The organism is Brucella sp. RRSP16 (assembly GCF_052246815.1).
In the GTDB taxonomy this organism is placed as follows: Bacteria; Pseudomonadota; Alphaproteobacteria; order Rhizobiales; family Rhizobiaceae; genus Brucella; species Brucella intermedia.
Map to the genome: position 1 here is coordinate 115,555 of NZ_JBQQAM010000004.1, position 25,244 is coordinate 140,798.

The window sequence follows — 25,244 nt, forward strand, 5'->3', positions numbered from 1 at the left end:
ATTTTTTATGGTTTCAGAATAAAATTTACAAAGGCATTGACAGGCTTTTATAAAAAGCAAAGACTATGCACACGCTTGCAAAAGCGTCGGCGTGGAGGCGCCGCATAAAGGGAGGAAAACAATGCGTTCGGCATTTTTCGTTGCTGCGCTCGCTGCGGGCGTATCTTCATTTGCTTTTTCTGCGCAGGCCGCAGGCAATCTCAATCTCATTTGTTCGGCGGATGTGGTCATCTGCGAGCAGATGAAGAACATGTTCGAGAAGGATACCGGCATCAAGGTCAACATGGTCCGGCTTTCTTCCGGTGAAACCTACGCCAAGATACGGGCCGAAGCGCGCAATCCGAAAACCGACATCTGGTGGGCCGGCACGGGCGATCCGCACCTGCAGGCAGCTTCCGAAGGGCTGACGCTTGAGTATAAGTCGCCGATGCTCGAGCAACTGAATGATTGGGCCAAGAAGCAGGCCGAAAGCTCCGGATTCCGCACGGTCGGGGTTTATGCCGGTGCGCTCGGTTGGGGTTACAATACTGATATTCTGGCCAAGAAAAACCTGAAAGAGCCGAAATGCTGGGCTGATTTGCTCGACGCATCCTACAAGGGCGAAATCCAGATGGCCAACCCGAACTCTTCAGGCACGGCCTATACGGCGTTGGCTACGCTCGTGCAGATCATGGGCGAAGACAAGGCCTATGAATATTTGAAGAAGCTCAACGAGAACGTATCGCAGTACACCAAATCAGGCTCGGCCCCGGTCAAGTCGGCGGCGCGAGGGGAGACAGGTATCGGCATCGTCTTCATGCACGATGCGGTTTCGATGACGGCGGAAGGCTTCCCGATCAAGTCAGTCGCACCGTGCGAAGGCACTGGTTATGAAATTGGCTCAATGTCCATCATAAAGGGTGCCAAGAATCTTGAGAACGCCAAGAAGTGGTATGACTGGGCGCTGACCGCCGAAGTGCAGTCGCACATGAAGGATGCGAAGTCCTTCCAGTTGCCGTCGAACAAGTCGGCTGAAGTGCCAAAGGAATCGCCGCGCTTCGAGGACATCAAGCTCATTGATTATGACTTCAAGACATATGGCGAACCGGCCAAGCGCAAGGAATTGCTCGAGCGCTGGGATGAGGAAATCGGCGCGCACGCCAACTGATCTTTCGTTAGCTTGAAATCCGGGTGCGCCGCTCCTGTTGTGCGACGCACCATTTCCAAATGGCGGAGCTGCCAGCGGTATTCCTGAAGAATGCAGGAGCCGGAGCGCTGGTCATTCCTTGGAATCTCCATGGGGAGGACACGGACATTCATGAAACAGCATAATCGCAGACTGAATATTGTTCTTATGCTGGCGTTGGCAGCATTTGTCTTGCTGCCTTGGTACCGCATTGAAGACGGCTTTCTGAGTTTCGGTTGGCTGGACGGAATGTATGGCGACGGTGCAACGGCGCCGGGCTTCTGGCAAATGGCCTTCTTCGGGCGTCCGTGGCTTGGCGCTATCGCCGTGTTGATGCTTCTCTGCGCCTCTGCCCGTTTCATATTGCCTGTAGAGCGTCGTAGCGGTGTTTTAGTCTGGGCAAGTCTCCTTGGTGTGATATTTCTGGCGCTGCAAGGGCTGGCTATCGGCTTTTCCGGCTGGAACTGGACGATCAGCGAAAATCTGTTCGGCACGCTCGCAGACGGTCAGCCGGCCTTCGGCGCAGGAGCGATCCTGACAGGCCTATGCTTTCTGCTCATTTTTTCGTTTGGTCTGGCGGAACGCGGCGTGATGAAGGGGGACGCTTTCGTCGTCTCTTCCATCACCCTGCTTGTCGCGCTGGTAGCTGTATTTGTCTTCTATCCTGTCATCAGCATGTTTGCCGGGTCGGTGCAGGATTTCGATGGCTCGTTCAAGCCTGAAGGGTTTATTGACAATATTCAGGATTCCTCGATCTGGAGCCTGGCCTGTCTTGTCGGGGAAGGACGGTGTGGCGTCGCATGGCGCACATTGTGGCTGGCGCTGATGACGGCGACGGGGTCCACAGTGCTGGGCCTCGCCTTTGCACTGGTCGCTACCCGCACGGGTTTTCCTTTCAAGAAGGGATTGCGGCTTCTCACCATATTGCCGATCATCACGCCGCCCTTCGTCGTCGGGCTTGCTTTGACGCTGCTTTTTGGCCGCGCGGGGGTCGTGACGGAGCAGTTATCCAGCATATTCGGCATCGAGCCCGGACGGTGGCTCTACGGCCTCATTGGCATATGGATCGCTCAGGTCCTGTCGTTTACGCCCATTTCCTTCCTCGTGCTAATCGGCGTTGTCGAAGGTGTGTCCCCGTCAATGGAAGAGGCATCGCAAACCCTGCGTGCCGATCGCTGGCGGACGTTCCGCAAGGTTTCATTGCCTCTGATGGCGCCGGGCCTTGCCAATGCGTTTCTCATCGCCTTCATAGAAAGCATGGCGGATTTCGGCAATCCGATGGTGCTCGGCGGCAGCAATGGCGTGCTCTCGACAGAAATATTCTTTGCCGTGGTGGGCGCCCAAAACGATCCCTCGCGTGCGGCGGTTCTCGCTATCGTGTTGCTGTGCTTTACATTGACCGCGTTTCTCATTCAACGCGTATGGCTTTCCGGCAAGAACTTCGCCACGGTGACCGGCAAGGGTGATTCCGGAATGCATGCCGGCTTGCCACGCGGGCTAAAAATCGGCGTTTATGCCCTTGTCATCCCTTGGATGGTTTTCACTGTCGTTGTTTATGCGATGATCCTCATCGGCGGCTTCGTGCGACAGTGGGGGCTCGATAATACGCTGACGGTCGAACATTACGCACGGGCCTTTTCTATCAATTGGACCGAGAACGGCATTGCATGGACCGGCGTGGCGTGGAACTCGTTCTGGACGACCATGGAAATTTCACTGCTATCGGCACCACTCACTGCGGCAGTCGGTCTGCTGACGGCTTATCTGATCGTTCGTCAGCGTTTTGTCGGACGCAATGTTTTCGAATTTGCCCTGATGCTGAGTTTTGCCATCCCCGGAACGGTAATCGGCGTCAGCTATGTCATGGCCTTCAACTTGCCGCCGCTTGAAATGACCGGCACAGCGCTGATCCTGATTGCATGTTTCGTGTTCCGCAACATGCCGGTGGGCGTGCGTGGGGGGGTCGCAGCCATGAGCCAGCTCGACAAGAGCCTAGATGAAGCCTCCCTGACGCTGCGGGCAAACAGCTTCCGCACGATCCGCAAGGTCATTCTGCCGCTGCTGCGCCCGGCGATCACTGCGGCGTTGGTCTATTCCTTCGTACGCGCAATCACCTCCATCAGCGCGGTCATCTTCCTTGTATCGGCAGAGTACAATATGGCGACGTCCTATATCGTCGGCCTGGTCGAGAACGGCCAGTTCGGTGTGGCCATCGCATATTCATCGATGCTGATCGTGGTCATGATCGTCGTCATCACCAGCTTTCAGCTTCTCGTGGGTGAACGCAAGCTCAGGCGCGAGAACCGCGTTGCAGCCGTCACCCCCGTCAAAACTATTCGTCAGGAGAAAGCCGCATGACTGCGATCCGTCCCGGCTCCGTTACATTTGAAAATGTCACCAAGAAGTTCGGTAATTTTACTGCCTTGCCCGATCTGTCCCTGACTGTCGAGCCGGGAACGTTAGTGACGCTCCTGGGCCCGTCCGGTTGCGGCAAGACGACGACATTGCGGCTGCTGGCCGGACTCGAACACCCAACGTCCGGCCGTATCCTGATCGGCGGCAAGGACGTGACCAATCTGCCGGCCAACGAGCGCGACGTTTCGATGGTCTTCCAGTCCTATGCACTCTTCCCGCATATGAGTTCGCTCGACAATGTGGCCTACGGCCTGGAGTCCTCGGGCTTGAAAAAGGCCGAAGCGCGCGAACGTGCGGAAGAGGGGCTCAAGCTCGTCGGTCTTGCAGGAATGGGGCATCGCCTACCTGCCGAACTCTCGGGTGGGCAGCAGCAGCGCGTGGCCGTGGCCCGCGCTCTCGTGCTGGAACCACAGGTTCTGCTTCTGGATGAACCGCTTTCAAACCTCGACGCCCGGTTGCGGCGCCGGGTGCGGACCGAAATTCGGGAGTTGCAGCAGCGGCTCGGCTTTACTGCCGTCTATGTGACACACGATCAGGACGAGGCGCTTGCCGTTTCCGACACGATCATCGTCATGAAGGAAGGCAACATCGCCCAGAAGGGAAGCCCGCGTGATCTCTATGAAACACCGGCCTCCGCTTTCATCGCGGACTTCATGGGGGAGGCGAATGTTGTGCCATGTGAGGTAGTGACGGCGGATGGAGGTGAAGCGGTCATTCGTGTGGGTGGCCTGATCCACCGCGTCGCTGCCCCCAACGCCCGGCCGGGCCGGCGCAGCTCGCAATCCGTCCCAATGCCGTGAGCTTACAGCCGCGGGCCGGCGGCGGCTTCCCGGGACGTGTCGCGCATTCAGCCTATCTTGGCGATCATATTGAATATGAAATCGAGACCGAGCACGGCAAGCTTTTCATTGTCGATCCGGCGGTCGAAGAGGCTCTGCCGCCACAAACCGATGTCTCTATCGAGTTCAAATCGCGCGGGCTTGCCATTATCAATCAATAGGCGCAGAAACGTCGCGCCTCTCCTTATCTCTCATCGGAAAACCAACATGACTTCCCATCCCGGACCGGAACTAGAAGCGCGGCTGGCGCTTGCCGAAAAGATAGCGCGCGAAGCGGGCGCCAAGGCTCTCGACTATTTCAAACGACGTGAAACGCTGGTTATCGAAACCAAGCGCGACCCTCAGGATGTGGTATCGATTGCTGACAGGGACGTCGAAAAGCTCATTCGCACCCGTGTGTCGGAAATCTTTCCGCAAGATGGCTTTCTGGGAGAGGAATACGGGCTGAACGAGGGTACGTCAGGTTACACCTGGGTCGTCGACCCGATTGATGGCACCAGCCCTTTTGTCAACGGCATGCCGAACTGGTGCGTTTCCATTGCCGTTCTGAAAGACGGAGAGCCCGTCATCGGCGTAATCCAAGCCCCGTGCTTTGACGAACTCTATGCCTCGGCAAAAGGCTTGGGCGCAACACTTGATGGCAAGAAGCTGGTTCTCGATCCAAGCCGCACGATCCGCAATTCGGTGACGGGTATCGGTGCCAACAACTATGTGACGCCGCAACTCGTGGCCAAAATCGTGGAAGATCTGCTGGAGGCGGGTGGGACCTTTATTCGCAATGGTTCGGGCGCGCTGATGATAGCCTATGTCGCGGCTGGCCGGTTGGTGGGCTATTATGAACCCTACATGCATGCCTGGGATTGCATGGCTGGGTTTTGCCTCGTGCGTGAGGCCGGCGGTTATGCGCATCCTTTCCCAGTCGATGGAGAAAAGCTTACCAAGGGCAACAAGGTTTTCGTGGCTGCACCCGGTGCGGTTGATGATCTCAAGAAAGTGGCCGGTCTCTGACTGATAGTCCCGGCGTATTGGCGCTTATTCCCAGCCATATTCTGAATAGGGTTCGCCTCCGGCGGCGCTGAGAAGCGCCTGCCGGACATAGGGAATGGTGTTTTCCGGGAGATTGTCCAGATGTTTCCATTGGAGATTGGCGTGCTTGTCCGGCTCGCATAGCGCGGGGGTGCCTGCCCATTCCTCGGTGCGGAAGAAATGGCCTATCCACGGGCTGCCAGCCGTCAGGCTATGCAAGGTGTGGACTGATTTCAGAGATTCCGGCGCGATGACCACGCCCGTCTCCTCAAACGCTTCGCGAATGGCTGCGGCGCGGATTGTTTCGCCCCCATCAAGTCCCCCTGCAGGAAGGCTGAATGAACCGTCCATCCATCCCGTCGCTTTCCGCTGCAACATGCAGATTTCTGCTCCGCGCGCCAGAATGACAAAGACAGCGGACGAAAGCTGAAAACGGACACGCCCACTCAATGGGATCTCCTCCAAAAACAAATCGGCAAGTCTTCTACGGACTTGCCGAAAGCTTACACGAGTCGGTCAGTTTCCTAAGGAGGATCAGGAGTTGTCCCGTTGGAAAATCCAGTCATGATCGGGGTGGTTCTTGAACCGCCATTTGCGCAAGGGACCGGCCATCACATTGAGATAATACATCTCATAGCCGTAGGGTGCGCCACATGGGTGATGGCCTTTTGGAACAAGCACGACATCTCCATCCGCGACCGCCATGGTTTCATCAAGGCTTCCGTCTTCGGTGAAGACACGCTGGAAGCCAAAACCCTGCGCCGGATTGAGACGGTGATAATAGGTCTCTTCCAGATAGGTCATGTCGGGAAAATTGTCTTCGTCATGTCTGTGGGGAGGATAGGATGACCAGTTTCCCTGTGGTGTGAAGACCTCGGTAACAAGAAGGCTGTCGGCAACATCCCGGTCTTCCATCGCAATATTGTGGATGAAGCGGGTGTTGGCGCCTTTTCCGCGCTGCTCCAGTGTCAGACTTTCCGGCCCAAGCTTCTGTGCCTTGCGGCCGGGTTTGCCCGGCGCGGTGCAGATCGCCAGAACGCAATCTGTCGTGGCAGTCGCGCGCCAGTCGCTTTCAGCAGGCACATAGAGGCAGTGCGGCGGCAGTTTCTCGAACACATTCATGCGTTCGCCTATCTCACCGAAATCCTCGCCGGAGGCGGAAATCTTCGCTTTGCCTTCCACAAGGACCAGGATCACTTCGGTCGATCCGGTCTTTTCGGATGCACTCTCACCGGGCTTTAGACGATAGAGCCCGAATCCGACATACCCCCATTCGGCACTTTCAGGGGGGATGTCGTGGACCTTTCCATGCGTGCCCTTGGGCTTGCGCAACAAATTGGCCATGTCTCAGTCTCCTTTGTCGAGCCCTGCTTCACGTGCGAATGATTTCAGTGATTTCAACCCGAGTGACTGATACTGGTATGGATTGCGAACTTCCGGGTCCTGTTCGGCTTCGATCACCAGCCAGCCCTGATAGGCTTTGTCAGCCGCGACTTTCAGCACAGACGTGAAGTCTACGCCGCCCTCTGCATCGCCGGGAACAGTGAATACACCGCGACGAACTCCCTCCAGAAAAGACAAGCTCTGGTCCCGTACCTCGGTAGCTATCGCCGGACGAACGTTCTTGGCGTGGATATGACCGACGCGGCCCATATGCTTTTTGGCAACCTGTTCCGGATCACCACCGCCGAACAGGCAATGGCCGGTATCGAGAAGGAGCTTCGTGTGCGGCCCGGTATGCTGCATCAGAAGATCAATCTCGTCTTCGCTCTGCACTACCGTTCCCATGTGATGATGGTAGACAAGCGCGATACCTTGGGCCGCGGCAAATTCTGCCAGTGCTTCGACGCCCGTCCCAAATTCTTCCCAGCGCGCTTCTTCCAGGACCGGACGCTCGGATAGCGGCTTGTCGTTGTCACCATGAATGGCGTTCGAGGTTTCGCAAACGATGATGACCTTCGAACCCATCGCCTTCAGAAGATCGAGCGCAGGCTGCATGGCCTTCTTTTCTTCTTCGACGGAATTCACCAACAGATTGAGTGAATGCCAGCCCGATACGTAGCGAAGCCTGCGGGGCTCGAGCACGGCTTTAAGAGCGTCGGCTTCCTGCGGAAACTTATGACCTTTCTCGATCCCGTCGAAGCCGATTTTGGTGGTTTCATCGAGGCATTGATCCAGGGTGATGTACGCGCCGAGGCTGCGATCATCGTCGTTCGACCAGGCAATTGGATTGGTGCCATAGAGGATCATCGGTCAGTTTCTTTCTTTGAGCTTGGCTTCGTAATCTTTACGGGCAGCGCGCACCTGTTCGCGCTCCGAGACTTCCGGCACGGCAACATCCCACCACCATCCACCGGTTTCAGGCGTCGGGTAGGGGTCGGTGTCGATAATGACGACTGTCGTGCGCGGACTGTTGCGGGCTTCGGCAAGGGCATGTTCCAGCTCGCGGATCGATCCTGCTTTCTTCGTATCCGCGCCCATCGCTCCGGCGTGGGCAGCGAAATCGATCTTCGATGGATTAACATGCGCGGCATGGTCGAGCAGGTTGTTGAACTCGGCGCCGCCGGTCGCCATCTGAAGCCGGTTGATGCAGCCGAAACCGCGATTGTCTGTGATCACGACAGTGATCTTCTGCCCCATCATGACGGCTGTGGCGAGTTCGGAATTGGCCATCATGTAGGAGCCGTCGCCAACCATCACGATGACGTCGCGGTCCGGTTCGGCCATCTTGATGCCAAGGCCGCCAGCAATTTCATAACCCATGCAGGAGAAACCGTATTCCATATGATAGGACATGGGGCGACCAGCCTTCCAGAGTTGATGGAGCTCTCCGGGCATCGTTCCGGCCGCACACATGACGACAGTGTTTTCCCGTGCCTGACGCTGTACCGCGCCAATCACCTGCATATCGGTCGGCAAGGCATTGCCGTCGCTGGGGGCAGCAGTGAAATTGTCTGCTGCGGCAAACCATTTCTCTTTCAATGCGGCATTGACGGGTTGGCGCTTATAGCTGCCGATTGCCTTCGAGAGCGTTTCAAGGCCGATCCTTGCATCGGCAACCAATGGAAGCGAACCATGCTTGGAGCCATCATAGGGCTGGACATTGAGCGAGAGGAGCTTGTGGCCGGGGTGCTTGAACAGCGCCCATGATCCGGTTGTGAAATCCTGAAAGCGCGTGCCGACACCGATCACGAGATCGGCTTCGGCCGCGATCGCATTGGCGCTGTCTGCCCCGGTTACGCCGACCGGGCCGAAATTGAGCGGGTGATCCCACGGCAGGGCCGATTTGCCAGCCTGCGTTTCGATGACCGGAATGCCGTGCGCTTCGGCAAAATTGCGCAACGCTTCGTGGGCGCCGGAATAATGTACACCACCGCCTGCGACGATAATAGGTTTAAGCGCTGCCTGGATCGCCGTGGCTGCGCTGTTCAGTTCGTTTTCGTCCGGTGGCGGACGACGCCAGTGCCAGACTTTCTGTTCAAAGAATTCTTCCGGCCAGTCATAGGCTTCCGTCTGTACATCCTGGCAAAAGGCGAGCGTCACCGGCCCGCAATCGGCAGGATCGGTCATTGTGCGGAACGCACGAGGCAGGGCGGTGAGAAGCTGTTCCGGCCGGGTGATCCTGTCGAAATAGCGGCTAACCGGACGAAAACAGTCATTCACTGTCATGGTGCCGTCGTTGAAGTCTTCGATCTGCTGCAAGACGGGATCAGGGCCGCGATTGGCAAAGACATCACCGGGAATGAGAAGGACGGGCAGGCGATTTACATGGGCAAGGGCAGCTGCCGTGACCATATTCGTCGCTCCGGGGCCGATGGAGGAGGTGACAGCGCAAGCGCGTTTGCGGCCAAGCTGCTTGGTATAGGCAATGGCTGCATGGGCCATTGTCTGTTCATTGTGGCCTCGCCACGTGGGTAATTCTTCGCGAATGCCATGGAGTGCTTCTCCAAGCCCGGCCACATTCCCATGGCCGAAAATAGCCCAGACACCCGCGATAAAAGTCTCCCCTTCCGGCGTCAGCTGGTTTGCGAGATAGCGCACCAATGCTTGTGCGGCGGTCAATCGAATAGTTTTCATAGCTCCTCCAGCGTCCTCCCGGCAGAACGAACTCAATATTTGCGCACGCTGTCCCAAACGTTGCAAAGGCTGCGATAGCGCGTACCCATGTCGGCAATTGCTTCATCGTCGCTGATCGAACCATTCAGCCATTTGCGTGCCGCGTCACCAAAGATGGTGCGCCCCACCGCAAAACCTTTGACAAGGTCGAAGTCGGCAGCGATAGCAAGGCTGGCTTCCAGTTCTTCGGCGGGTGCGTCCAGTCCCAGGACGACGATGCCGCGTGTGTGTGGGTCGTTGCGTGTGATTGCGTCACAGGCATTGGCCCAGGCCGCTTTGGTTTTCATAGGCTCGAGCTTCCACCAGTCGGGATAAACCCCGATTTCGTAGAACCGCTCGATCACACGAGCTGTCGTATCGTCATCGACTGCTCCTGCTTTTGACGGGATGATTTCGAGCAGGAATTCCAGTCGGTTACGCCGGGCGGCTGCGAAAAGACGTGAAACAGTTTCTTCCTGCTGCGCCTTGAACTCAGCCGTGTCATCTGGATGATAGAAGCATAGTAATTTTACGACATTCTCGACAGGCCACTCCACAAGTCCGCCGCAGTCGGGTCCCAGTTCCGGCTCCAGTTTAAGTGGACGCGAACCGGGCCATTCAGTCGGGCGCCGATCCACAAGCCCGTGCCTGCTGCCCTGTAAAGAGCATCGCGGCCCAGCCGCCCATCGCATAATATGCCGTAGCCCTTGGCCCCGTCAGCCACCTGCAAGGCAGCATCCAAGCACAGCTGTTTGAATTCTCCGATCTTTTCGCTTGAAACACCCGCTTCGGCGGCCATTTCTTCAAGCTGGATGCGGTGGTCGAACGCAAAGACGCGCATGTGAGGCCAGCCGCCGCTCCGGTTGGTGGACCAATGTATCTGCTCCAGGGCCGCATCCTTGCGCAAAGCCTTGTTGCGAATGCCAGTGCGGAAAAAATACTGAAGCTCTTCCCAGCTCGGATAGGCTGGCGTGCATCCATGCCGCGAGACTGCAAAGGCGCCGCAGGCATTGGCGAATTTGAGGCTGGTAGGCCAGTCCTCGTCCTTCAGCCAACCGCGCAGAAGTCCGGACATGAACCCGTCGCCTGCCCCAAGCACATTGAAAACATCAATCGGAAAACCTTCGCCGCTCTGTCCCTCGTCGAGACTGTCGGGAATCGCGCCTTCAAAAACCACCGCTCCCATCGGACCGCGTTTGCAGACCAGTGCTGCGTTCGTTACATCACGCACCGCCTTCAGTGCCTGTAGCGTATCAGTCGAACCGCCTGCGATATGGAACTCCTCTTCTGTTCCAACGACAAGATCAAACAGATGAAGCGTCGATTGCAGCTTGGCTGTGACGGCTGCGGATTCGATGAAACGGTTTTCGCCGTCACCGTGGCCGGAAAGTCCCCAGAGATTGGGGCGATAGTCTATATCAAGCGCCGTGCGGCTGCCATTGCCACGGGCGAGGCGAATTGCCTTCAGGACCGCCGCTTCCGTCTTCGGATGGGATAAATGTGTGCCGGTTGCCAACACACAGCCCGCTTCGGCGATGAAATCCGGATCGATATCGTCCTCGCATAAAGCCATGTCGGCGCAATTTTCGCGATAGAAGATCAAGGGAAAATGCTGCTGGTCGCGAATGCCGAGAATAACCAGGGCAGTCAGGCGCTCTGGGTCGGTAACGATGCCCCGAGTGTCCACGCCCTCCCGCTCCAGTTCCCGCAGCAGAAAACGCCCCATATGCTCATCGCCGACACGCGTGATCACCGCCGATTTGAGACCAAGCCGCGCGGTTCCGGTTGCAATATTGGTGGGGGAGCCACCGACATATTTGTTGAAGGAGGCCATGTCTTCCAGAAGGCCGCCCACTTGCGCGCCATACAGGTCCACCGAAGATCGGCCAATCGTGATCAAGTCGAGCCGTTTCACTCCATCCTCCCTCGGTATTTTCTTATTGCTGCATGGCTGTGCATGAATCATGACACATAGCAGTTATTCCATTTTTGATTAAAATGGATTTATTATTCTATTTCAACTGAAAAATGGAATGTGCAGGGGAAGGTCAGTCGCTTTGCCTTAGTGTCCCTACGGCGACGGCAAGTGCGATAGCCAGGCAAAGCGTTGCGGAGAGCGAACGAAATGCACCGAAATCCACTTCGGAAACCAGCAGTGTCTGCTTGGCGGATTTGCTCATGGGGCTGACAAAGGTGTCTGTGATACCGACGACGTCAATGCCCCGCGCGGCGACGGTTTCAGCCATGGCGACCGTTTCCGGCGAGTAGGGGGAAAAGGTAATTGCCAGAAGCACATCGCCTTCGCGAATAGCGTGCAGGTTTTCCAGTTTGCCCACGGCACTGTGCAGCATGGCGGGAACGTGCATTTTCTCCAGCGCGTAAGCCAGATAGCTCGCGACCGGAAAGGCGCGACGGATTCCGACGATATGGATTGTATGCGCGCTCGCCAAAAGCTGAACAGCCTTTTCGAGTGCTTCTGGATCAATGGTCTTCAGCAAACCTTCGAGGGAGGTGCGCCCGGCCTCGGCAAACTCCGCAAGAAGGGCAGGGGCGCTACCCGTTGCGGTTTCTCGCAAATGCTGCAACCGGGTCGAGTAATCAGGCCAGCCACCCGCATAGGAATCCCGGAACAGCTTCTGCATTTCGGAAAAGCCGGAGAAGCCCATGATCTGGCAGAACCGCATGAAGGCGGAACTCTGCACGCCTGCCCCTTCGGCCATCTCTGCGACAGTCGACACGGCGATACGATCCTGATTGGCGGCAACGAAATCGGCGCACTGCTTGAGCCTCTTTGGCAAGCGGTCGGACACCTCCAGCAGCTTCGCTTCGAATTCCTTGATATTTGCCGGAACGCTGATCGGTGACGGGGCAGGGGAATCCATCATTGGCCTTTCAATATCTTGACAATCTTTATGTCACATTCTAGCAAAATAGAATAAATATTCTACAGCGTATCTTCAGGTGAATGAAGATGGCTGTTTCCTGGGGAGGATGAGGCAATGGTGACACGTCTGGCGTTACTCGGTGCGGGCCGTATCGGCAAGGTGCATGCGGGCGCAATCGCTGCGGACAGGCGGGCCAGGCTGGTTGCCGTTGCGGATGCCAATGAAGCGGCAGCACGCGCAATTGCCGACTCTGCCGGGGCCGAAGTTCGCAGCATCGACGCTATCGAAAAGGCAGACGACATTGATGCTGTGCTGATATGCACGCCGACCAATACCCACGCCGATCTTATTGAACGGTTTTCGCGCGCCGGCAAGGCCGTTTTCTGTGAAAAGCCCATTGATCTCGATATTGCGCGCGTCCGCGCCTGCCTCGCAGTTATCCGCGAAGCCGGCGCGAAGGTGATGCTGGGTTTCAATCGCCGGTTCGATCCGCATTTTGCTGCAGTACGCAAAACCATTAAAGACGGACGCATCGGCAATGTTGAAATGGTGACGATCACCAGCCGCGATCCCGGCGCGCCACCGGCGGAATATATCAAGGTATCCGGCGGCATTTTTCGCGACATGACGATCCACGATTTCGATATGGCGCGTTTTCTGCTTGGGGAAGAAATCGAGAGCGTATCGGCGTCGGCCTCGGTTCTTGTCGATCCAAAAATCGGGGAACTCGGTGATTACGATAGTGCGAGCGTCATCCTGACGACCGCCTCCGGCCGACAGTGCGTCATTTCCAACTCACGACGAGCTTCCTATGGCTACGACCAGCGCATTGAAGTCCATGGATCACTCGGGGCTGTTTCGGCGGAAAATCAACGTCCGGTTTCGATAGAAATCGCTTCCAGGGACGGTTATAACCGTCCGCCTCTGCACGATTTTTTCATGACGCGCTACACGGCTGCTTATGCAGCGGAAATCGCTTCGTTTATCGATGCACTTGATACAGGAAAGGCGCCCTATCCTTCAGCAGAAGACGGGTTGCAGGCCTTGGCATTGGCTGAAGCTGCTCTTCGTTCGGTCAAGGAAGGTCGGACCGTCAAGGTTGCGGAGGTCCTAGGGTAATACGGTAATTTCGTTTGCCTTTTATCGCAATCGGCTGCGATATGCGGGACATGGCCTACGAGATCGATGATTTACCGTTCGAAGAGTTTTTTGTGCCCGTGAGCAATGCTACGGCGGCCTTGGTTCGACTCGACGAGCGGCTTTCGCGCTCACCTATTCACGATGGCATGATCGAACGGTTGCATATGCACGATGCCGTCGCTTCGATGTGGCTTGAGGGCGAACTGGTGCATATGGAAGACCTGGTCTTGCATGATGCCTTGATGGACAACCGGATGCCAAGCCATGCCTTGACGATAGCGCATGCGGTTTTGCGCATGCGCAGACAGATTGCCGGAAAATCAGCAGACTGGGCCCTCGGACCCGCTGGTATCCAGCAATTGCTCGGCCGATCCATCGATCTCACCCCTTCGGAAGTCGAACCGCGCCAAGCTACGGATGATGATTTCGACCCGTTGCTCAATGACATTGACAGTCTGCTTGCGCGGACGGGTGCTCTTCTGGAAGGCGTGGCTCCCGTCAGACCCAAGCCGGAAACGACGCCGCGTGACACGCTGCTTTATGACGATGACTGGGATGAGGATGCGCGTTTGCAGGAATGGCGCGATTGTCTTGCCGGCACGAGGCATCTGCCACCGCTGATGCGAGCCGCATTGATCCATGACGCCTGGTTTTCGCTGGAGGTTGTGCAGCGGTCATCGTGGATAGGCCGGCTTCTGACGGCCGCACTCCTGCGCCAAAGCGGTCTTGCAACGGGCCATCTGCCGACAATCAGTCTCGGCCTGCGTGCGAAACGGCCCGATGAACGTCGCTCGTCCAACCGTGTGATCAGGCTCAGAACGTTTTTTGAAAGCATTGAAGAAGCTGCCGACCTTTCCATGAAGGAGCATGACCGGTTGCTTCTGGCGCGTGAACAAATGCAACGTAAGCTCAAAGGGCGCAGGTCCAATTCGCGCTTGCCGGAACTGATGGAGATGGTGCTGCGCAGCCCGGTCATTTCCAGCCAGATGGTGGAAAAGGAATTGCAGGTCACGCAGCAAGGGGCGCTGAAACTGATTTCGGAACTCAATTTGAGAGAGATCACCGGACGCGGGCGGTTTCGGGCCTGGGGAGTTCTCTAGATCAGCTTCATGCATTTGCGGCGCAGATGATCCGCGAAAAGCTCGAACTCGTTGCGGCGGGCAGCATTGGAGCGCCAGACCAGAACCAGCGATCGGTAATTGTTCTTGCCCTCGTAAGGAACGACGCTTAGTTCCGTTCCTCGCGTGACACCCGCTTTGACCGCCACCTCCGGCAGAAGGGTGACGCCCATTCCGAAATCGACAAGCTGCACCAGTGTCGTGATCGATGTGGCATGGACATCGCCGCTTGCTTGCGCCGGTGTGGAACCTATGGCGGCCATGACGTGTTCGCGAAGACAATGCCCTGTTTCCAGCAGGAGAAAGGGCTGATCCTGCAAATCGTCAGCATCGACCCGGTCGCGATTGGCCAGGGCATGATCGCGCCGCACCGCCAGATAGAAGATATCGTGACCAAGCTCTGATACTTCAAATTCATCGAGATCGTATGGATGGGCGACGAGCGCAACATCGAGGGATCCTGAACGCAAGCTGTCCAGCAGGGAGCGCGTGAGGCCTTCGCGAATGGTAAGCTGCAGTTCGGGAAAGGCCCTGGAGGTCGCAGGCAGAATTTTGGGTAACAAAAAAGGCGCTATCGACGGAATGACTCCCATCCGCAATCTGGTCGTCAGCGGGCGTTCTGCCTGCCGCGCATGTTCAGGTAGTTCTTCGATGAGAGCTACGATAGTGCGGGCTCGCTCCAGAAAATCTTCGCCGGCAGGCAGAAGCTGCATTCGTCGGCCTGAGCGATCGATCAGCGTTACGCCGAGTTCCGCCTCGAGGGACTGAATGGCGGCACTCAAGGTTGATTGGGTTACGCCCACGACTTCGGCGGCTCGTGAAAAGGAGCCCGCTTTGACGAGGGCCATGAAATAGTGGAGTTGACGGACACTGATGTTGAGCATCGAATCTTAAGTCCTTGTTCCATCGTTATAATCGATGGAATTTATCGATATAATCGCTTTGACCGATTTGGCAAGAAACCCTATATATGACTCGCAGAACGGAAAATTCTGAAAATTCAGAAAATTCCGCATAACCATCGAATTTTAAAGGTAGGTATAAGATGCTCGGTATCGGCGACAAGCTCCCCTCCTTCAAGGTCACCGGCGTAAAGCCCGGCTTCAACCATCACGAAGAAAACGGCGTTTCGGCGTTTGAAGAAATCACCGAAGCAAGCTTTGCTGGCAAGTGGAAGGTTATCTTCTTCTACCCGAAGGATTTCACCTTCGTTTGCCCGACGGAAATCGCTGAGTTTGCCCGTCTTGCATCTGATTTCGAAGACCGTGACGCAGTCGTTCTGGGTGGTTCGACCGACAATGAATTCGTGAAGCTCGCATGGCGTCGTGATCACAAGGATCTCGACAAGCTGCCGATCTGGTCGTTTGCCGACACCAACGGCTCGCTGGTCGATGGCTTGGGCGTTCGCTCGCCGGATGGCGTCGCGTATCGCTATACCTTTGTTGTCGATCCGGACAACACAATCCAGCACGTTTACGCAACCAACCTCAACGTTGGCCGTGCTCCGAAGGATACGCTGCGTGTTCTCGATGCGCTGCAGACCGATGAACTTTGCCCGTGCAACCGCGAAGTCGGTGGCGAAACGCTCAAGGCAGCTTGATAGGTCCTGATTGAGTGCGGAAAGGCGGGTCAAGGCCCGCCTTTCTTTTATCTGAAGCGGTTCCAGCCCAACATGGACATCGGAACTGCTCTATCTCTTTGTTTTTACGCATTCTCCCATGCAAGACCGCACCGCATTTTTGCTGGAAATGCTTTGATATCCCGAATGGCAGATAAAGAGGGTTCCATGTCCATTGATGACCTGAAGTCAAAAATCCCGGATTTCGCCAAGGACGTCCGTCTCAATCTTTCGTCCATGGCAAGCGATGAAACACTGACGCCACAGCAGAAATACGGCCTGTTCGTTGCGTGCGGCATTGCCTCTCGCAACGCCGACGTGCGTAAGGCGTTTGTTGGCGAAGCCACCGCCAAAGTCGACGCTTCCGTCATTCAAGCCGCGAAGTCGGCTGCGTCGATCATGGGCATGAACAATGTCTATTACCGCTTCGTACATCTCGCTACCAATAAAGACTACCGTACCATGCCGGCAAAGCTGCGCATGAATGTGATCGGTAATCCGGGCGTCGACAAGGTTGACTTCGAGCTCTGGTCGCTGGCGGTATCTGCCATCAATGGCTGCGGCATGTGCATCGATGCGCATGAGGATGTGCTGCGCAAGGCCAATGTGTCGTCGGAAGCGATCCAGACGGCTGTCCGCTTTGCATCGATCATCCAGTCGGTGGCTATCGCATTGGAAGCTGCCGACACGGAATAGGGCCCTCGCGCCTCACAAGGAAAAGCCCGCGCGGATCGCTCCACGCGGGCTTTTTGCTTCGTACAGTTTACTATTCGCCGCGCTTGAACGAAATGAAGGTAAAGCCAATCAGCGAAACCACGGCGGCTGCGACCATGTAATAACCGACATAGTCGAAGCTATAGTGCGTTGCGAGCCAGGTCGCGATGTAGGGTGCGACCGAGGCACCCAGAATACCTGCCAGATTGAAGGTCAGCGAGGCGCCGGTGTAACGGACAGAGGTTGGGAATGGTTCGGCGAGCGCGGCACCGATCGGGCCATAGGTAAGACCCATCAGACCGAAGCCGATGATGAGGAATGCGAGGACGCCAGCAGTGCCCGCCATGAACAAGGGCGCCATGATGAAGCCGTAGAGGCCGATCAGGACGGTGACGATAATCATGACCGGGCGCATGCCGAAACGGTCGGACAGCAGCGCAGCCACAGGGATCATCAAGCCGAAGAAGACCACGCCGATCATCTGAAGAATAAGGAATTCCTCGCGGCTATAGCCAAGGGCGCGTGTGCCCCAGCCCAGCGAAAAGACCGTCATCAGATAGAACAGGACGAAGGTTGCAACCGCACCGATGGTGCCTAGGAGAAGGCTCATCTTGTGCTGCTTGAACAAGGTTGCGACCGGTACTTCGACGCGTTCAGCCTTGTCGATTGCTTTCTGGAATTCAGGCGTTTCGGCGATCTTCAGACGGATGAACAAACCCACACCGACCAGAAGAGCGCTGGCTATGAAAGGAATGCGCCAGCCGAAAGCAAAAAATTGTTCTTCGGTAAGAGCCTCGGCCAGAATGAGGAAGATGCCCGTCGCCAGAATGAAGCCAACCGGAGCGCCGAGCTGCGGGAACATGCCGTACCATGTCCGCTTGCCTTCGGGCGCGTTTTCAGTTGCAAGCAGCACCGCGCCGCCCCACTCGCCACCGAGACCAAGCCCCTGGCCCAGACGGCACAGAGCCAGCAGAAGAGCTGCCCAGACGCCTATGGAGTCGTAGGTTGGCAGGAAACCGATGGCGACCGTGGAAATACCCATGGTCATGAGCGCTGCGACCAGCGTAGCCTTGCGTCCGACCTTGTCTCCGAAGTGGCCGAACAATGCTCCGCCGATGGGGCGTGCAAAGAATGCAATCGCAAAGGTTGCCAAAGACTGGAGAAGCGCGGAGTTGCCGTCGCTTGCCGGGAAGAACAGATGGGGGAACACGATCACCGCGGCGGTCGCGTAAATATAGAAGTCAAAAAATTCGATCGTGGTGCCGATCATGCTTGCGGCCAGAACTCGGCGCGCGGAGTTTTTCTGCGGAGCAACCGCTACAGCGACTGTCATTGTTTCAGTTCCAATATTGCGGGCCGTCTTTTTAGGGGAGGGAGCCCAAGATGTGGCTTCTTTAAAGCCGGCCAATATAGAATCGCAAGCGGAAAAGGGCTTTTAAGCAATTTTGTGATTTCGGATGGGCTGTTTTGGAAACAAAAGCGAAAGTGGATAAAATTCCTGTCAGCGCGCGTTCTGATCTTTCATTTGCCGCAAGGGCTGATTAAATTTCCTGTGTCATCTGTACGAAAGTAAACATGTTTCGAGCAAAATACGATATCGGCTTGAGGGGGGCAGCCCGGGACCATGCGGTCCTGCGCTTGCCTTCCCGTGGGCTCGTGACGTTGCTTGCAATCCTGTTTCTTGTTTCCGCGCAACTTTGTTACGCCATGGCGCATGAGGCGCCCTCTGTGCAGACGGTTTCTGATTGTCATGTGAACATGTCGCATCAGATGGACGACACATCGGTCTCGGCGGATGCGGGCAAAACTGCGCCGAAGGATCACGGCGGCAAAACACCGAATGCTTGTGTGATGATGACGTGCGGCTGTGTTGTTCAATTGGCAACGGATTTGCGCGCGGATGTTCCTGTACAGGATTTTGGTTTGCCGCCGCTCGTTGCAGCGCTGAACGGCAAATCCCCGAACAGCGACCTGCGACCGCCCATATCGCTTCAGGCTTGATCTTGGAAATCGCCGCCGAAATTTGGCGGCTATCACGATTATTGTCTGGAGACTTACCATGACTGGAATTACACGCCGCCGCCTGTTCGCTCTGGCGACCGGGGCGGCCTTTGCCACGACCATCCGCCCAATTGACAGCTTTGCTCAAGACGCTCATCAGCATATGGCCCACGGCGCGGGGGCCTTGTGGACCCCGACTGCTGGACGGCCTTTGCCTCTCCCGCCTCTGATCGAACCGGATGCGTCGGGTGTCGTCAAACTCAAGGTGCAGGCAGGGTGGCACAGTTTTGAAGAAGGAAGCGAAGCAGCATCGGCTGGCGTCAACGGTGCCTATCTTGGTCCGCTCGTGCGCTTGAAGAATGGTGAAACAGTCACCCTTTCCGTAGAAAACGGCATGGATGATGAGACTACGCTTCATTGGCACGGGCTTTTCGTCCCCTCCATACTCGACGGCGGCCCCCATAATGTGATTGCGCCGGGCGCGGAATGGAAACCGAAAATCACGGTCAATCAGCCAGCCTCGTTCAACTGGTTCCATCCGCATCTGCATGGAAATACCGCCCGTCAGGCGCATCTCGGCATTGCCGGTCTCATGGTCGTGACTGATGGCAAGGATGCTGCACGCGGGCTGCCCGAAGACTACGGTATAGATGATATTCCGCTGGTGCTTCAGGATCGTCGGGTGATTGAGGGGGACAGGATTTATCAGCCTGACATTATGGACTTGATGCATGGTTTCCGTGGCGACAAGCTTATCGTGAACGGGATAGTTTCACCGGAAGCGCGGGTCCCTCAGTCCATTGTCCGTCTGCGCATCCTGAACGGTGCCAATGCGCGAAACTTTCATGTTCGTCTCGGTGATAATCGCCCCTTATTTGTCATCGCGTCGGATGGCGGTTTCATCGGAAAGCCGGAACCGGTCAAAAGGTTGTCCATAAGTCCCGGTGAGCGCTACGAGGTTCTGGTGGATTTTTCCCAAGGCAGGGCAGTCGATTTGCTGACCTACGAAAATGACAGCGGTGGCGATGATCTGCATTTGATGCGGTTTGAGGTGGACAGCGCCTTGCAAGCGAAAATCAAGTCCTTTCCAGATCGTCTGGATGGGCCAGGCGTCCCGGACGAAAACCTTTCCGTAAAACGCCGCTCGTTCTTCTTTGACGAGCGAATGACGGAAAATATGAGGCTGATGATGGCAAAACCGTCCACCGATCCTCATGCCGGGCATAACATGGGCAGTATGGACATGAGCTCCATGCAGTCTGGCGCTATGGATCATGAGATGCACGGGGCCAGAAGTTCTGCCGATGCAGGTCCGGCGCTTGACGCCTTGTCGTCAGGCGTAACGATGGCGATCGCAGGCAAACCGTTCGACATGGGTCGTATCGATGTCGAGGCCAAGCTTGGGTCCTGGGAAATCTGGGAACTTACAACGAAGGAGATGCCGCATCCATTCCATATCCATGGGGCGTCGTTTCGCATTCTTTCCCAGAATGGCAAAGCGCCCCCCGCACATCAAGCGGGCTGGAAGGATACGGCTTTGATTGATGGGAAGGCTGAAATATTGGTTCATTTCGACCGTGAAGCGGCGAAAAGCCATCCATTCATGTTTCATTGCCACGTGCTGGAACATGAAGATGTGGGCATGATGGCTCAATTCATGACGGTATAATCCGCCTCTGACCGCGTGACAGTGTTTGTCACGCGGTCGCTCCGGCATTTTATTTTCGAACAATTTCGAGCGGTGTGCGTTGTCGTCTCATCACGAAGGATCGCGATCAGGAGGAAACAATGCAGCCGTTTTTGATTGCTTCAGCAATGATGCTTCTGGCAGTTCCAGCCATTGCCGCGGATATGAGCGTCAAACTTTATGAAGCTCTGCCAACAGGCCAGGGAAAGGAAATTGGCACCGTCACCATCTCGCAGATGGATGCTGGATTGTTATTCAAGACCAATTTGAGAGGCCTTCCTGCTGGTGAGCACGGCTTTCATGTGCATGAGAAAGGCAGCTGCGCACCGGCTGAACAGGATGGAAAAACTGTCCCGGCGCAATCTGCCGGCGGGCATTACGATCCGTCGCATTCCAAGCACCACATGGGACCGGAAGGTGAGGGGCATCTTGGTGACTTGCCTCTGCTCGAAGCCGACGCACAGGGTAACGTGACTCAAAGCGTGACGGCCCCGCGGCTCAGGTCGCTGGATGAAATCAAGGGGCGAGCCTTGATGGTTCACGTGGGAGGAGATAACTACTCTGATAAACCCAAGCCGCTTGGCGGTGGCGGCGCTCGGTTCGCCTGCGGGATCATCCAATAATCGCTATCCCCAGTTTTCGATGCGAATCTTGGAACCATCGGAAAACCGGGAAATGTGAAACGCCGAAGGATCGACGACCGGCGTTTCACCTGTAACCATATCGGCAACGAGCTTGCCCGCGCCGGGACCAATCCCGAAGCCATGCCCCGAAAAGCCTGTTGCTACGATCAAGCCTTCAATGCCCGGGAGTGGCGAGATGACCGGGATGACGTCCGGCATCGTGTCGATGAGCCCTGCCCATTCCTGCTCTATCGTTGCCTGGGCGAAAGAGGGGATTGCCTGCCTGAGCTTCGTCAGCACCTGAGCGTTGGCGGCCTTGTGCGGAGCAGGATCGAGCGTGCGAATTTTTTCGAAAATGGATATCTCGTCGGCAGGCCGGAGTTTCCATTGGAAAGCTTCTTCGAAGAAGCGCTCGCCGAACCGGAAGCGCAACGACCGCCACTCGGTTGAAAGCGAGGGTATGAAATCCCGAAAGAACCGGAAACTGTCGGGCACGATATCCGCGATAGAGCCACCGAGGCTTGCAACCGTGTATCCGCCATCAAGCCTCTTGCGCAGGGCAAAGTCCGAAAACGCAATTGCAGGTTCGACACCGGCATCAATGGGAGCCGTGCGGAATACGGAAGAACGCACCTTCAACTGCGGCAGGTGGGCCTTGAAGCTCGAAACGATAAGTCTTGACCAGGCTCCGCCCGCGACGATCACTGCCTCGCAGCACAGACGGCCTTTTTCGGTAAGGACTGCCGTGACCCGGCCATTGGTCGTCTCTATACCGCGCACGGCACAGTTTTGTAGAATGATGGCGCCATTCTCTTGCGCTTTTGCGGCAAAAGCCGGAACCGCCTTTTGCGGTTCGGCCCGTCCGTCGCGCGGCGTTATCATGCCGCCTGCGAGCCGACGATTGATGCCGGGTGCCAATGCTGCGACCTGATTTGCATTGAGAAGTTCCGTCCCAATGCCGTGTTCCCGAGCTATCCTGATCCACTCCGCATAAAGAGCCATTTGCTCTTCTTTTTCAGCTGTGTAGGCAATTCCGGTCACACGGAAACCGGTTTCGCGCCCCGTTCGCTCATTCATGCCTTCCCATAGTCGCATGCTTTCGACGATGAGGGGCATTTCCCGGCTGTCGCGCCCGGTACGGCGGCACCACCCCCAATTGCGGCTGGATTGTTCCCCCGCGATCTCCCCCTTTTCAAGGAGAGTGACAGGAATGCCGCGTTCGGCCAGAAAAAGGGCAGTGGAAACACCGATGACGCCGCCGCCGATGATGGCAATTTTGGTTTCCTGCGGCAAGCTGTCAGCTGTCGCCACCTTATCCGTGACCGGCCCCATTTCGGTATTCTCCTGCAATGCGATTGGGTGATTTGAGCATATGGAAGCACAGTGAACATGGCTCGCTTTTTGTTCACGATCAACCGGATAACCTGTTACACAATACTTAGTTGCGATATTCCTGAGATAATCCATCCTGTTTTTGTAGCTTTCTGGAGAATGTGTCTCTATATCCGCCTGAACTGCAATCTGGACACGCGATCTTGCTTATGGACGCAGCACGCAACCCGCATGATAAAAGACAGGTATTCGGGCAATCCGGCCCAGCACTGACTCTGTCCGGTATTACCCGCCAGTTTGGCGCTGTGCGTGCGCTCAATGATGTCTCTCTCGATGTTCACGAGGGCGAGATAATTTGCCTGGTCGGCCATTCCGGCTGCGGTAAGACTTCCCTGCTGCGCATTATCGCGGGCATCGATGTTCCAGACAGTGGAACACTCACCATGGGGGGGCAGGCGCTGGTCGGCCCATCCGTCTTTATTGAGCCTGAAAAACGGAACGTGGGTGTCGTCTTCCAGGACTACGCTTTGTTTCCGCACCTGACGGTAAGAGAAAACATCCTGTTCGGATTGCGAAGAATGCCCCGCCACGCGGCGGATGCGCGGACAGGAGAGCTTCTCGAACTGGTGTCGCTCTCGCACATGGCGGATCGCTATCCGCACATGCTGTCAGGTGGCGAGCAGCAACGTGTGGCACTTATCCGGGCCCTTGCTCCGAAACCACAGCTTCTGCTGATGGACGAGCCGTTTTCGAACCTTGATAGAGGACTGCGCGCCCGGGTTCGCCGTGAGACAGTGGCTTTGCTGAGGGAGCTTGGCACAACGGCGATTATCGTAACGCACGAAGCCGAAGAGGCGCTGTCGACCGGAGATCGTGTCGTATTGATGCGATCTGGCGAAGTTGTTCAGAATGGCCCGGCACGCGAGCTTCATGACCAGCCCGTGAACCGGTATGCAGCGGATTTTTTCTGTGACTTCAATGTGATACCCGGAAAAGTCGAGGGTAATGGGCTGGTAACTCCCTTTGGGAAAATTGCCATAAGTGCACAGTTTGGACCCGACGCTGAAGCGTTTGCCTATCTGCGTCCGCGTGACTTTACGATTGTGACCGATAGTGAGACTGGCGAAGCTTCATTGCGTGGTCATATTGAAGCCCGCACCTTTCTCGGTGAAATCGAAGAACTGGTCGTGCGGGTAACAGATGCGGCTCCGCGCCTGCGTGTACGCACCGAACTGCGGCTTCCGGCTTCTTCCAACGATATAGTGCTACGCCCGCATTGGGATAAGGCGCTGATTTTCCCCAAGTGACTGAAAATATCCGCTGTCGAAGTGTTGCAGCAATTGACCGTCGGTGCGCTGCACCGTATAACTTGATTGCGTAACTCATAATTTAATATGAAACAGGTCCATCTGGAGGTAAAATGTCCAAGTTCGCGCGTTCTGGCCTTGCTCTCGCCGCAGTAACGTTCTTTGCAGGAGCTGCCCACGCAGATGAAGTGAACATTTACACGACGCGTGAACCGGGCCTCATTCAGCCCCTGCTCGATGCTTTCAAATCGTCTACCGGAATTACCGTCAATACGGTTTTCCTGAAGGACGGTCTGGCAGAACGCGTAGCTTCTGAGGGCGCCAACTCGCCCGCCGACATTCTTATGACGGTCGACGCCGGGAACCTGGTCGATCTCGTCGACAAGGGACTCACCCAGCCTGTTGATTCCAAGGTGCTGAAAGAAGCTGTTCCGGAACAGCTCCGCGACGCCAAGGATAACTGGTTCGCATTGTCCATGCGCGCTCGCATCGTCTATGCCGCGAAAGACCTCGAGCTCGACAAGATCAACTATGAGGACCTGTCCGATCCGAAGTGGAAGGGCAAAATCTGCATCCGTGCGGGCCAGCATCCTTACAATACAGCACTCTTCGCGGACTATATCGCGCATTACGGTCCGGAAAAGACCGAAGAATGGTTGAAGGGGCTCAAGGATAATCTTGCGCGCAAGGCTGCCGGTGGCGATCGTGATGGTGCCAAGGATATCGTAGGCGGCATTTGCGATATAGCCGTTGCCAATTCCTATTATGTCGGCCTGATGCGTTCGGGTAAGGGCGGTGACGAGCAGAAGACCTGGGGCGAAGGCATCAAGGTTCTGCTGCCGACATTCAAGGATGGCGGAACTCAGGTCAACATCAGTGGCGCAGCCGTTGCAAAGAATGCACCGCACAAGGACGCAGCAGTCAAGCTGCTCGAATATCTGGTGTCCGACGAAGCCCAGCAGCTCTACGCCAAGGCCAATTTCGAGTATCCGGTAAAGCCGGGCGCTCCGCTTGATCCAATCGTGGAATCGTTCGGTGAACTGAAGATCGACAGTGTTCCGCTTTCGGAAATTGTGAGCCATCGCAAGCAGGCAAGCGAACTGGTCGACAAAGTCGGTTTTGATAACTAAAAGCCGAATGAACTAACCAGACCAGCGCCGGTGCATTTCATGCGCCGGCGTTGTACTAGAGCGCGTCTCCCGAGAGCGGATGCTAGTTCGGGCAAAGACGTGCATTAAAACAAATGGATAGAGCATTTCCGAAGATCTAACAGGAAATG

Annotated in this window: 20 protein-coding genes and 2 pseudogenes; 13 read left to right on the forward strand and 9 right to left on the reverse strand. The window is 56.3% G+C overall.

Going from position 1 to position 25,244, the window contains the following annotated elements; genetic code table 11:
• The first annotated feature begins 121 nt into the window (after positions 1–121).
• The 4 genes and pseudogenes from ACS5UA_RS08025 (at position 122) to ACS5UA_RS08040 (ending at position 5,427) form a co-directional block, all read left to right on the forward strand.
• On the forward strand, positions 122–1,147 hold the full coding sequence (locus tag ACS5UA_RS08025; RefSeq protein ID WP_443101251.1) for an ABC transporter substrate-binding protein: 1,026 nt from the start codon (positions 122–124) through the stop codon (positions 1,145–1,147).
• A gap of 150 nt (positions 1,148–1,297) precedes the next feature.
• Positions 1,298–3,523, forward strand: a complete 2,226-nt coding sequence (locus ACS5UA_RS08030; protein WP_006471544.1) for an ABC transporter permease — start codon at positions 1,298–1,300, stop codon at positions 3,521–3,523.
• A pseudogene (locus tag ACS5UA_RS08035) lies at positions 3,520–4,580 on the forward strand (ABC transporter ATP-binding protein). Before ACS5UA_RS08030 ends, ACS5UA_RS08035 begins: the two are co-directional and overlap by 4 nt.
• Before the next feature lie 46 nt (positions 4,581–4,626).
• Positions 4,627–5,427 (forward strand): inositol monophosphatase family protein, encoded by an 801-nt coding sequence (locus ACS5UA_RS08040; RefSeq protein ID WP_006471545.1) that lies wholly within the window; start codon positions 4,627–4,629, stop codon positions 5,425–5,427.
• Between the two features lie 24 nt (positions 5,428–5,451).
• Here the strand turns inward: ACS5UA_RS08040 and ACS5UA_RS08045 are convergent, their stop codons facing one another.
• The 6 genes and pseudogenes from ACS5UA_RS08045 to ACS5UA_RS08070 form a co-directional block, all read right to left on the reverse strand.
• Complete coding sequence (locus tag ACS5UA_RS08045) at positions 5,452–5,895, reverse strand: NUDIX hydrolase (RefSeq protein ID WP_006471546.1); 444 nt, start codon at positions 5,893–5,895, stop codon at positions 5,452–5,454.
• A gap of 84 nt (positions 5,896–5,979) precedes the next feature.
• Positions 5,980–6,789 carry a 5-deoxy-glucuronate isomerase gene (gene iolB / locus ACS5UA_RS08050; RefSeq protein ID WP_006469096.1) on the reverse strand — a complete coding sequence of 270 codons (810 nt, stop codon included), beginning with the start codon at positions 6,787–6,789 and terminating at the stop codon, positions 5,980–5,982.
• Positions 6,790–6,792: 3 nt separating this feature from the next.
• Entirely contained in the window at positions 6,793–7,695 is a 903-nt protein-coding gene (iolE, locus tag ACS5UA_RS08055) for a myo-inosose-2 dehydratase (protein WP_006469095.1), read from the reverse strand.
• A 3-nt stretch (positions 7,696–7,698) separates the two neighbouring features.
• The gene (iolD, locus tag ACS5UA_RS08060) at positions 7,699–9,522 is read right to left on the reverse strand and encodes a 3D-(3,5/4)-trihydroxycyclohexane-1,2-dione acylhydrolase (decyclizing) (RefSeq protein WP_006471547.1); all 1,824 of its coding nucleotides are present in this window, start codon (positions 9,520–9,522) and stop codon (positions 7,699–7,701) included.
• Positions 9,523–9,554: 32 nt separating this feature from the next.
• A pseudogene (locus ACS5UA_RS08065) lies at positions 9,555–11,506 on the reverse strand (bifunctional 5-dehydro-2-deoxygluconokinase/5-dehydro-2-deoxyphosphogluconate aldolase).
• 82 nt (positions 11,507–11,588) lie between these two features.
• Complete coding sequence (locus tag ACS5UA_RS08070) at positions 11,589–12,422, reverse strand: MurR/RpiR family transcriptional regulator (protein ID WP_006472667.1); 834 nt, start codon at positions 12,420–12,422, stop codon at positions 11,589–11,591.
• 117 nt (positions 12,423–12,539) lie between these two features.
• Between ACS5UA_RS08070 and iolG the strand changes: the two genes are divergently transcribed.
• Together iolG and ACS5UA_RS08080 are read left to right on the forward strand one after the other, a co-directional pair.
• Entirely contained in the window at positions 12,540–13,544 is a 1,005-nt protein-coding gene (gene iolG / locus ACS5UA_RS08075) for an inositol 2-dehydrogenase (protein WP_006472666.1), read from the forward strand.
• A gap of 50 nt (positions 13,545–13,594) precedes the next feature.
• Positions 13,595–14,665, forward strand: coding sequence for an RHE_PE00001 family protein (locus ACS5UA_RS08080; RefSeq protein WP_006472665.1), 1,071 nt, complete (start codon positions 13,595–13,597; stop codon positions 14,663–14,665).
• Here the strand turns inward: ACS5UA_RS08080 and ACS5UA_RS08085 are convergent.
• The gene (locus ACS5UA_RS08085) at positions 14,662–15,567 is read right to left on the reverse strand and encodes a hydrogen peroxide-inducible genes activator (protein WP_006469089.1); all 906 of its coding nucleotides are present in this window, start codon (positions 15,565–15,567) and stop codon (positions 14,662–14,664) included. The two genes, ACS5UA_RS08080 and ACS5UA_RS08085, sit on opposite strands and share 4 nt — an antisense overlap.
• A gap of 161 nt (positions 15,568–15,728) precedes the next feature.
• On the opposite strand from ACS5UA_RS08085, the gene ACS5UA_RS08090 reads away from it, so the two are divergent.
• Both ACS5UA_RS08090 and ACS5UA_RS08095 read left to right on the forward strand, forming a co-directional pair.
• Positions 15,729–16,283: a peroxiredoxin gene (locus ACS5UA_RS08090; protein ID WP_006469087.1), complete on the forward strand. Its 555-nt coding sequence runs from the start codon at positions 15,729–15,731 to the stop codon at positions 16,281–16,283.
• Positions 16,284–16,469: 186 nt separating this feature from the next.
• On the forward strand, positions 16,470–16,997 hold the full coding sequence (locus ACS5UA_RS08095; RefSeq protein WP_006472664.1) for a carboxymuconolactone decarboxylase family protein: 528 nt from the start codon (positions 16,470–16,472) through the stop codon (positions 16,995–16,997).
• 70 nt (positions 16,998–17,067) lie between these two features.
• On the opposite strand, the gene ACS5UA_RS08100 is transcribed toward ACS5UA_RS08095, so the two are convergent.
• Entirely contained in the window at positions 17,068–18,348 is a 1,281-nt protein-coding gene (locus ACS5UA_RS08100; RefSeq protein ID WP_006469085.1) for an MFS transporter, read from the reverse strand.
• A gap of 242 nt (positions 18,349–18,590) precedes the next feature.
• On the opposite strand from ACS5UA_RS08100, the gene ACS5UA_RS08105 reads away from it, so the two are divergent.
• The 3 genes from ACS5UA_RS08105 to sodC all read left to right on the forward strand — a co-directional run bounded on the left by ACS5UA_RS08105 (position 18,591) and on the right by sodC (position 21,326).
• Positions 18,591–19,016 (forward strand): hypothetical protein, encoded by a 426-nt coding sequence (locus ACS5UA_RS08105; RefSeq protein ID WP_006469084.1) that lies wholly within the window; start codon positions 18,591–18,593, stop codon positions 19,014–19,016.
• A gap of 58 nt (positions 19,017–19,074) precedes the next feature.
• Positions 19,075–20,685, forward strand: a complete 1,611-nt coding sequence (gene cueO / locus ACS5UA_RS08110) for a multicopper oxidase CueO (RefSeq protein WP_443101252.1) — start codon at positions 19,075–19,077, stop codon at positions 20,683–20,685.
• A 119-nt stretch (positions 20,686–20,804) separates the two neighbouring features.
• Positions 20,805–21,326 carry a superoxide dismutase [Cu-Zn] SodC gene (gene sodC / locus ACS5UA_RS08115; RefSeq protein WP_443101253.1) on the forward strand — a complete coding sequence of 174 codons (522 nt, stop codon included), beginning with the start codon at positions 20,805–20,807 and terminating at the stop codon, positions 21,324–21,326.
• A gap of 3 nt (positions 21,327–21,329) precedes the next feature.
• Here the strand turns inward: sodC and ACS5UA_RS08120 are convergent, their stop codons facing one another.
• On the reverse strand, positions 21,330–22,658 hold the full coding sequence (locus ACS5UA_RS08120) for an NAD(P)/FAD-dependent oxidoreductase (protein ID WP_006472660.1): 1,329 nt from the start codon (positions 22,656–22,658) through the stop codon (positions 21,330–21,332).
• Positions 22,659–22,867: 209 nt separating this feature from the next.
• Between ACS5UA_RS08120 and ACS5UA_RS08125 the strand changes: the two genes are divergently transcribed.
• Both ACS5UA_RS08125 and ACS5UA_RS08130 read left to right on the forward strand, forming a co-directional pair.
• Positions 22,868–23,965 (forward strand): ABC transporter ATP-binding protein, encoded by a 1,098-nt coding sequence (locus tag ACS5UA_RS08125; RefSeq protein WP_006472659.1) that lies wholly within the window; start codon positions 22,868–22,870, stop codon positions 23,963–23,965.
• Between the two features lie 113 nt (positions 23,966–24,078).
• Positions 24,079–25,095 (forward strand): Fe(3+) ABC transporter substrate-binding protein, encoded by a 1,017-nt coding sequence (locus ACS5UA_RS08130; RefSeq protein WP_006469080.1) that lies wholly within the window; start codon positions 24,079–24,081, stop codon positions 25,093–25,095.
• Positions 25,096–25,244 lie beyond the last annotated feature (149 nt).

What these genes read in the sequence shown, in the direction of transcription:
- iolD (WP_006471547.1), bottom strand. Translation starts at nt 9,522, where the DNA reads ATGAAAACTATTCGATTGACCGCCGCACAAGCATTGGTGCGCTATCTC.
- iolB (WP_006469096.1), bottom strand. Translation starts at nt 6,789, where the DNA reads ATGGCCAATTTGTTGCGCAAGCCCAAGGGCACGCATGGAAAGGTCCAC.
- ACS5UA_RS08130 (WP_006469080.1), top strand. Translation starts at nt 24,079, where the DNA reads ATGTCCAAGTTCGCGCGTTCTGGCCTTGCTCTCGCCGCAGTAACGTTC.
- ACS5UA_RS08095 (WP_006472664.1), top strand. Translation starts at nt 16,470, where the DNA reads ATGTCCATTGATGACCTGAAGTCAAAAATCCCGGATTTCGCCAAGGAC.
- iolE (WP_006469095.1), bottom strand. Translation starts at nt 7,695, where the DNA reads ATGATCCTCTATGGCACCAATCCAATTGCCTGGTCGAACGACGATGAT.
- ACS5UA_RS08125 (WP_006472659.1), top strand. Translation starts at nt 22,868, where the DNA reads ATGGACGCAGCACGCAACCCGCATGATAAAAGACAGGTATTCGGGCAA.
- ACS5UA_RS08100 (WP_006469085.1), bottom strand. Translation starts at nt 18,348, where the DNA reads ATGACAGTCGCTGTAGCGGTTGCTCCGCAGAAAAACTCCGCGCGCCGA.
- ACS5UA_RS08030 (WP_006471544.1), top strand. Translation starts at nt 1,298, where the DNA reads ATGAAACAGCATAATCGCAGACTGAATATTGTTCTTATGCTGGCGTTG.
- ACS5UA_RS08070 (WP_006472667.1), bottom strand. Translation starts at nt 12,422, where the DNA reads ATGGATTCCCCTGCCCCGTCACCGATCAGCGTTCCGGCAAATATCAAG.
- ACS5UA_RS08085 (WP_006469089.1), bottom strand. Translation starts at nt 15,567, where the DNA reads ATGCTCAACATCAGTGTCCGTCAACTCCACTATTTCATGGCCCTCGTC.
- sodC (WP_443101253.1), top strand. Translation starts at nt 20,805, where the DNA reads ATGCAGCCGTTTTTGATTGCTTCAGCAATGATGCTTCTGGCAGTTCCA.
- ACS5UA_RS08090 (WP_006469087.1), top strand. Translation starts at nt 15,729, where the DNA reads ATGCTCGGTATCGGCGACAAGCTCCCCTCCTTCAAGGTCACCGGCGTA.
- ACS5UA_RS08120 (WP_006472660.1), bottom strand. Translation starts at nt 22,658, where the DNA reads ATGGGGCCGGTCACGGATAAGGTGGCGACAGCTGACAGCTTGCCGCAG.
- iolG (WP_006472666.1), top strand. Translation starts at nt 12,540, where the DNA reads ATGGTGACACGTCTGGCGTTACTCGGTGCGGGCCGTATCGGCAAGGTG.
- ACS5UA_RS08025 (WP_443101251.1), top strand. Translation starts at nt 122, where the DNA reads ATGCGTTCGGCATTTTTCGTTGCTGCGCTCGCTGCGGGCGTATCTTCA.
- ACS5UA_RS08080 (WP_006472665.1), top strand. Translation starts at nt 13,595, where the DNA reads ATGGCCTACGAGATCGATGATTTACCGTTCGAAGAGTTTTTTGTGCCC.
- cueO (WP_443101252.1), top strand. Translation starts at nt 19,075, where the DNA reads ATGACTGGAATTACACGCCGCCGCCTGTTCGCTCTGGCGACCGGGGCG.
- ACS5UA_RS08105 (WP_006469084.1), top strand. Translation starts at nt 18,591, where the DNA reads ATGTTTCGAGCAAAATACGATATCGGCTTGAGGGGGGCAGCCCGGGAC.
- ACS5UA_RS08040 (WP_006471545.1), top strand. Translation starts at nt 4,627, where the DNA reads ATGACTTCCCATCCCGGACCGGAACTAGAAGCGCGGCTGGCGCTTGCC.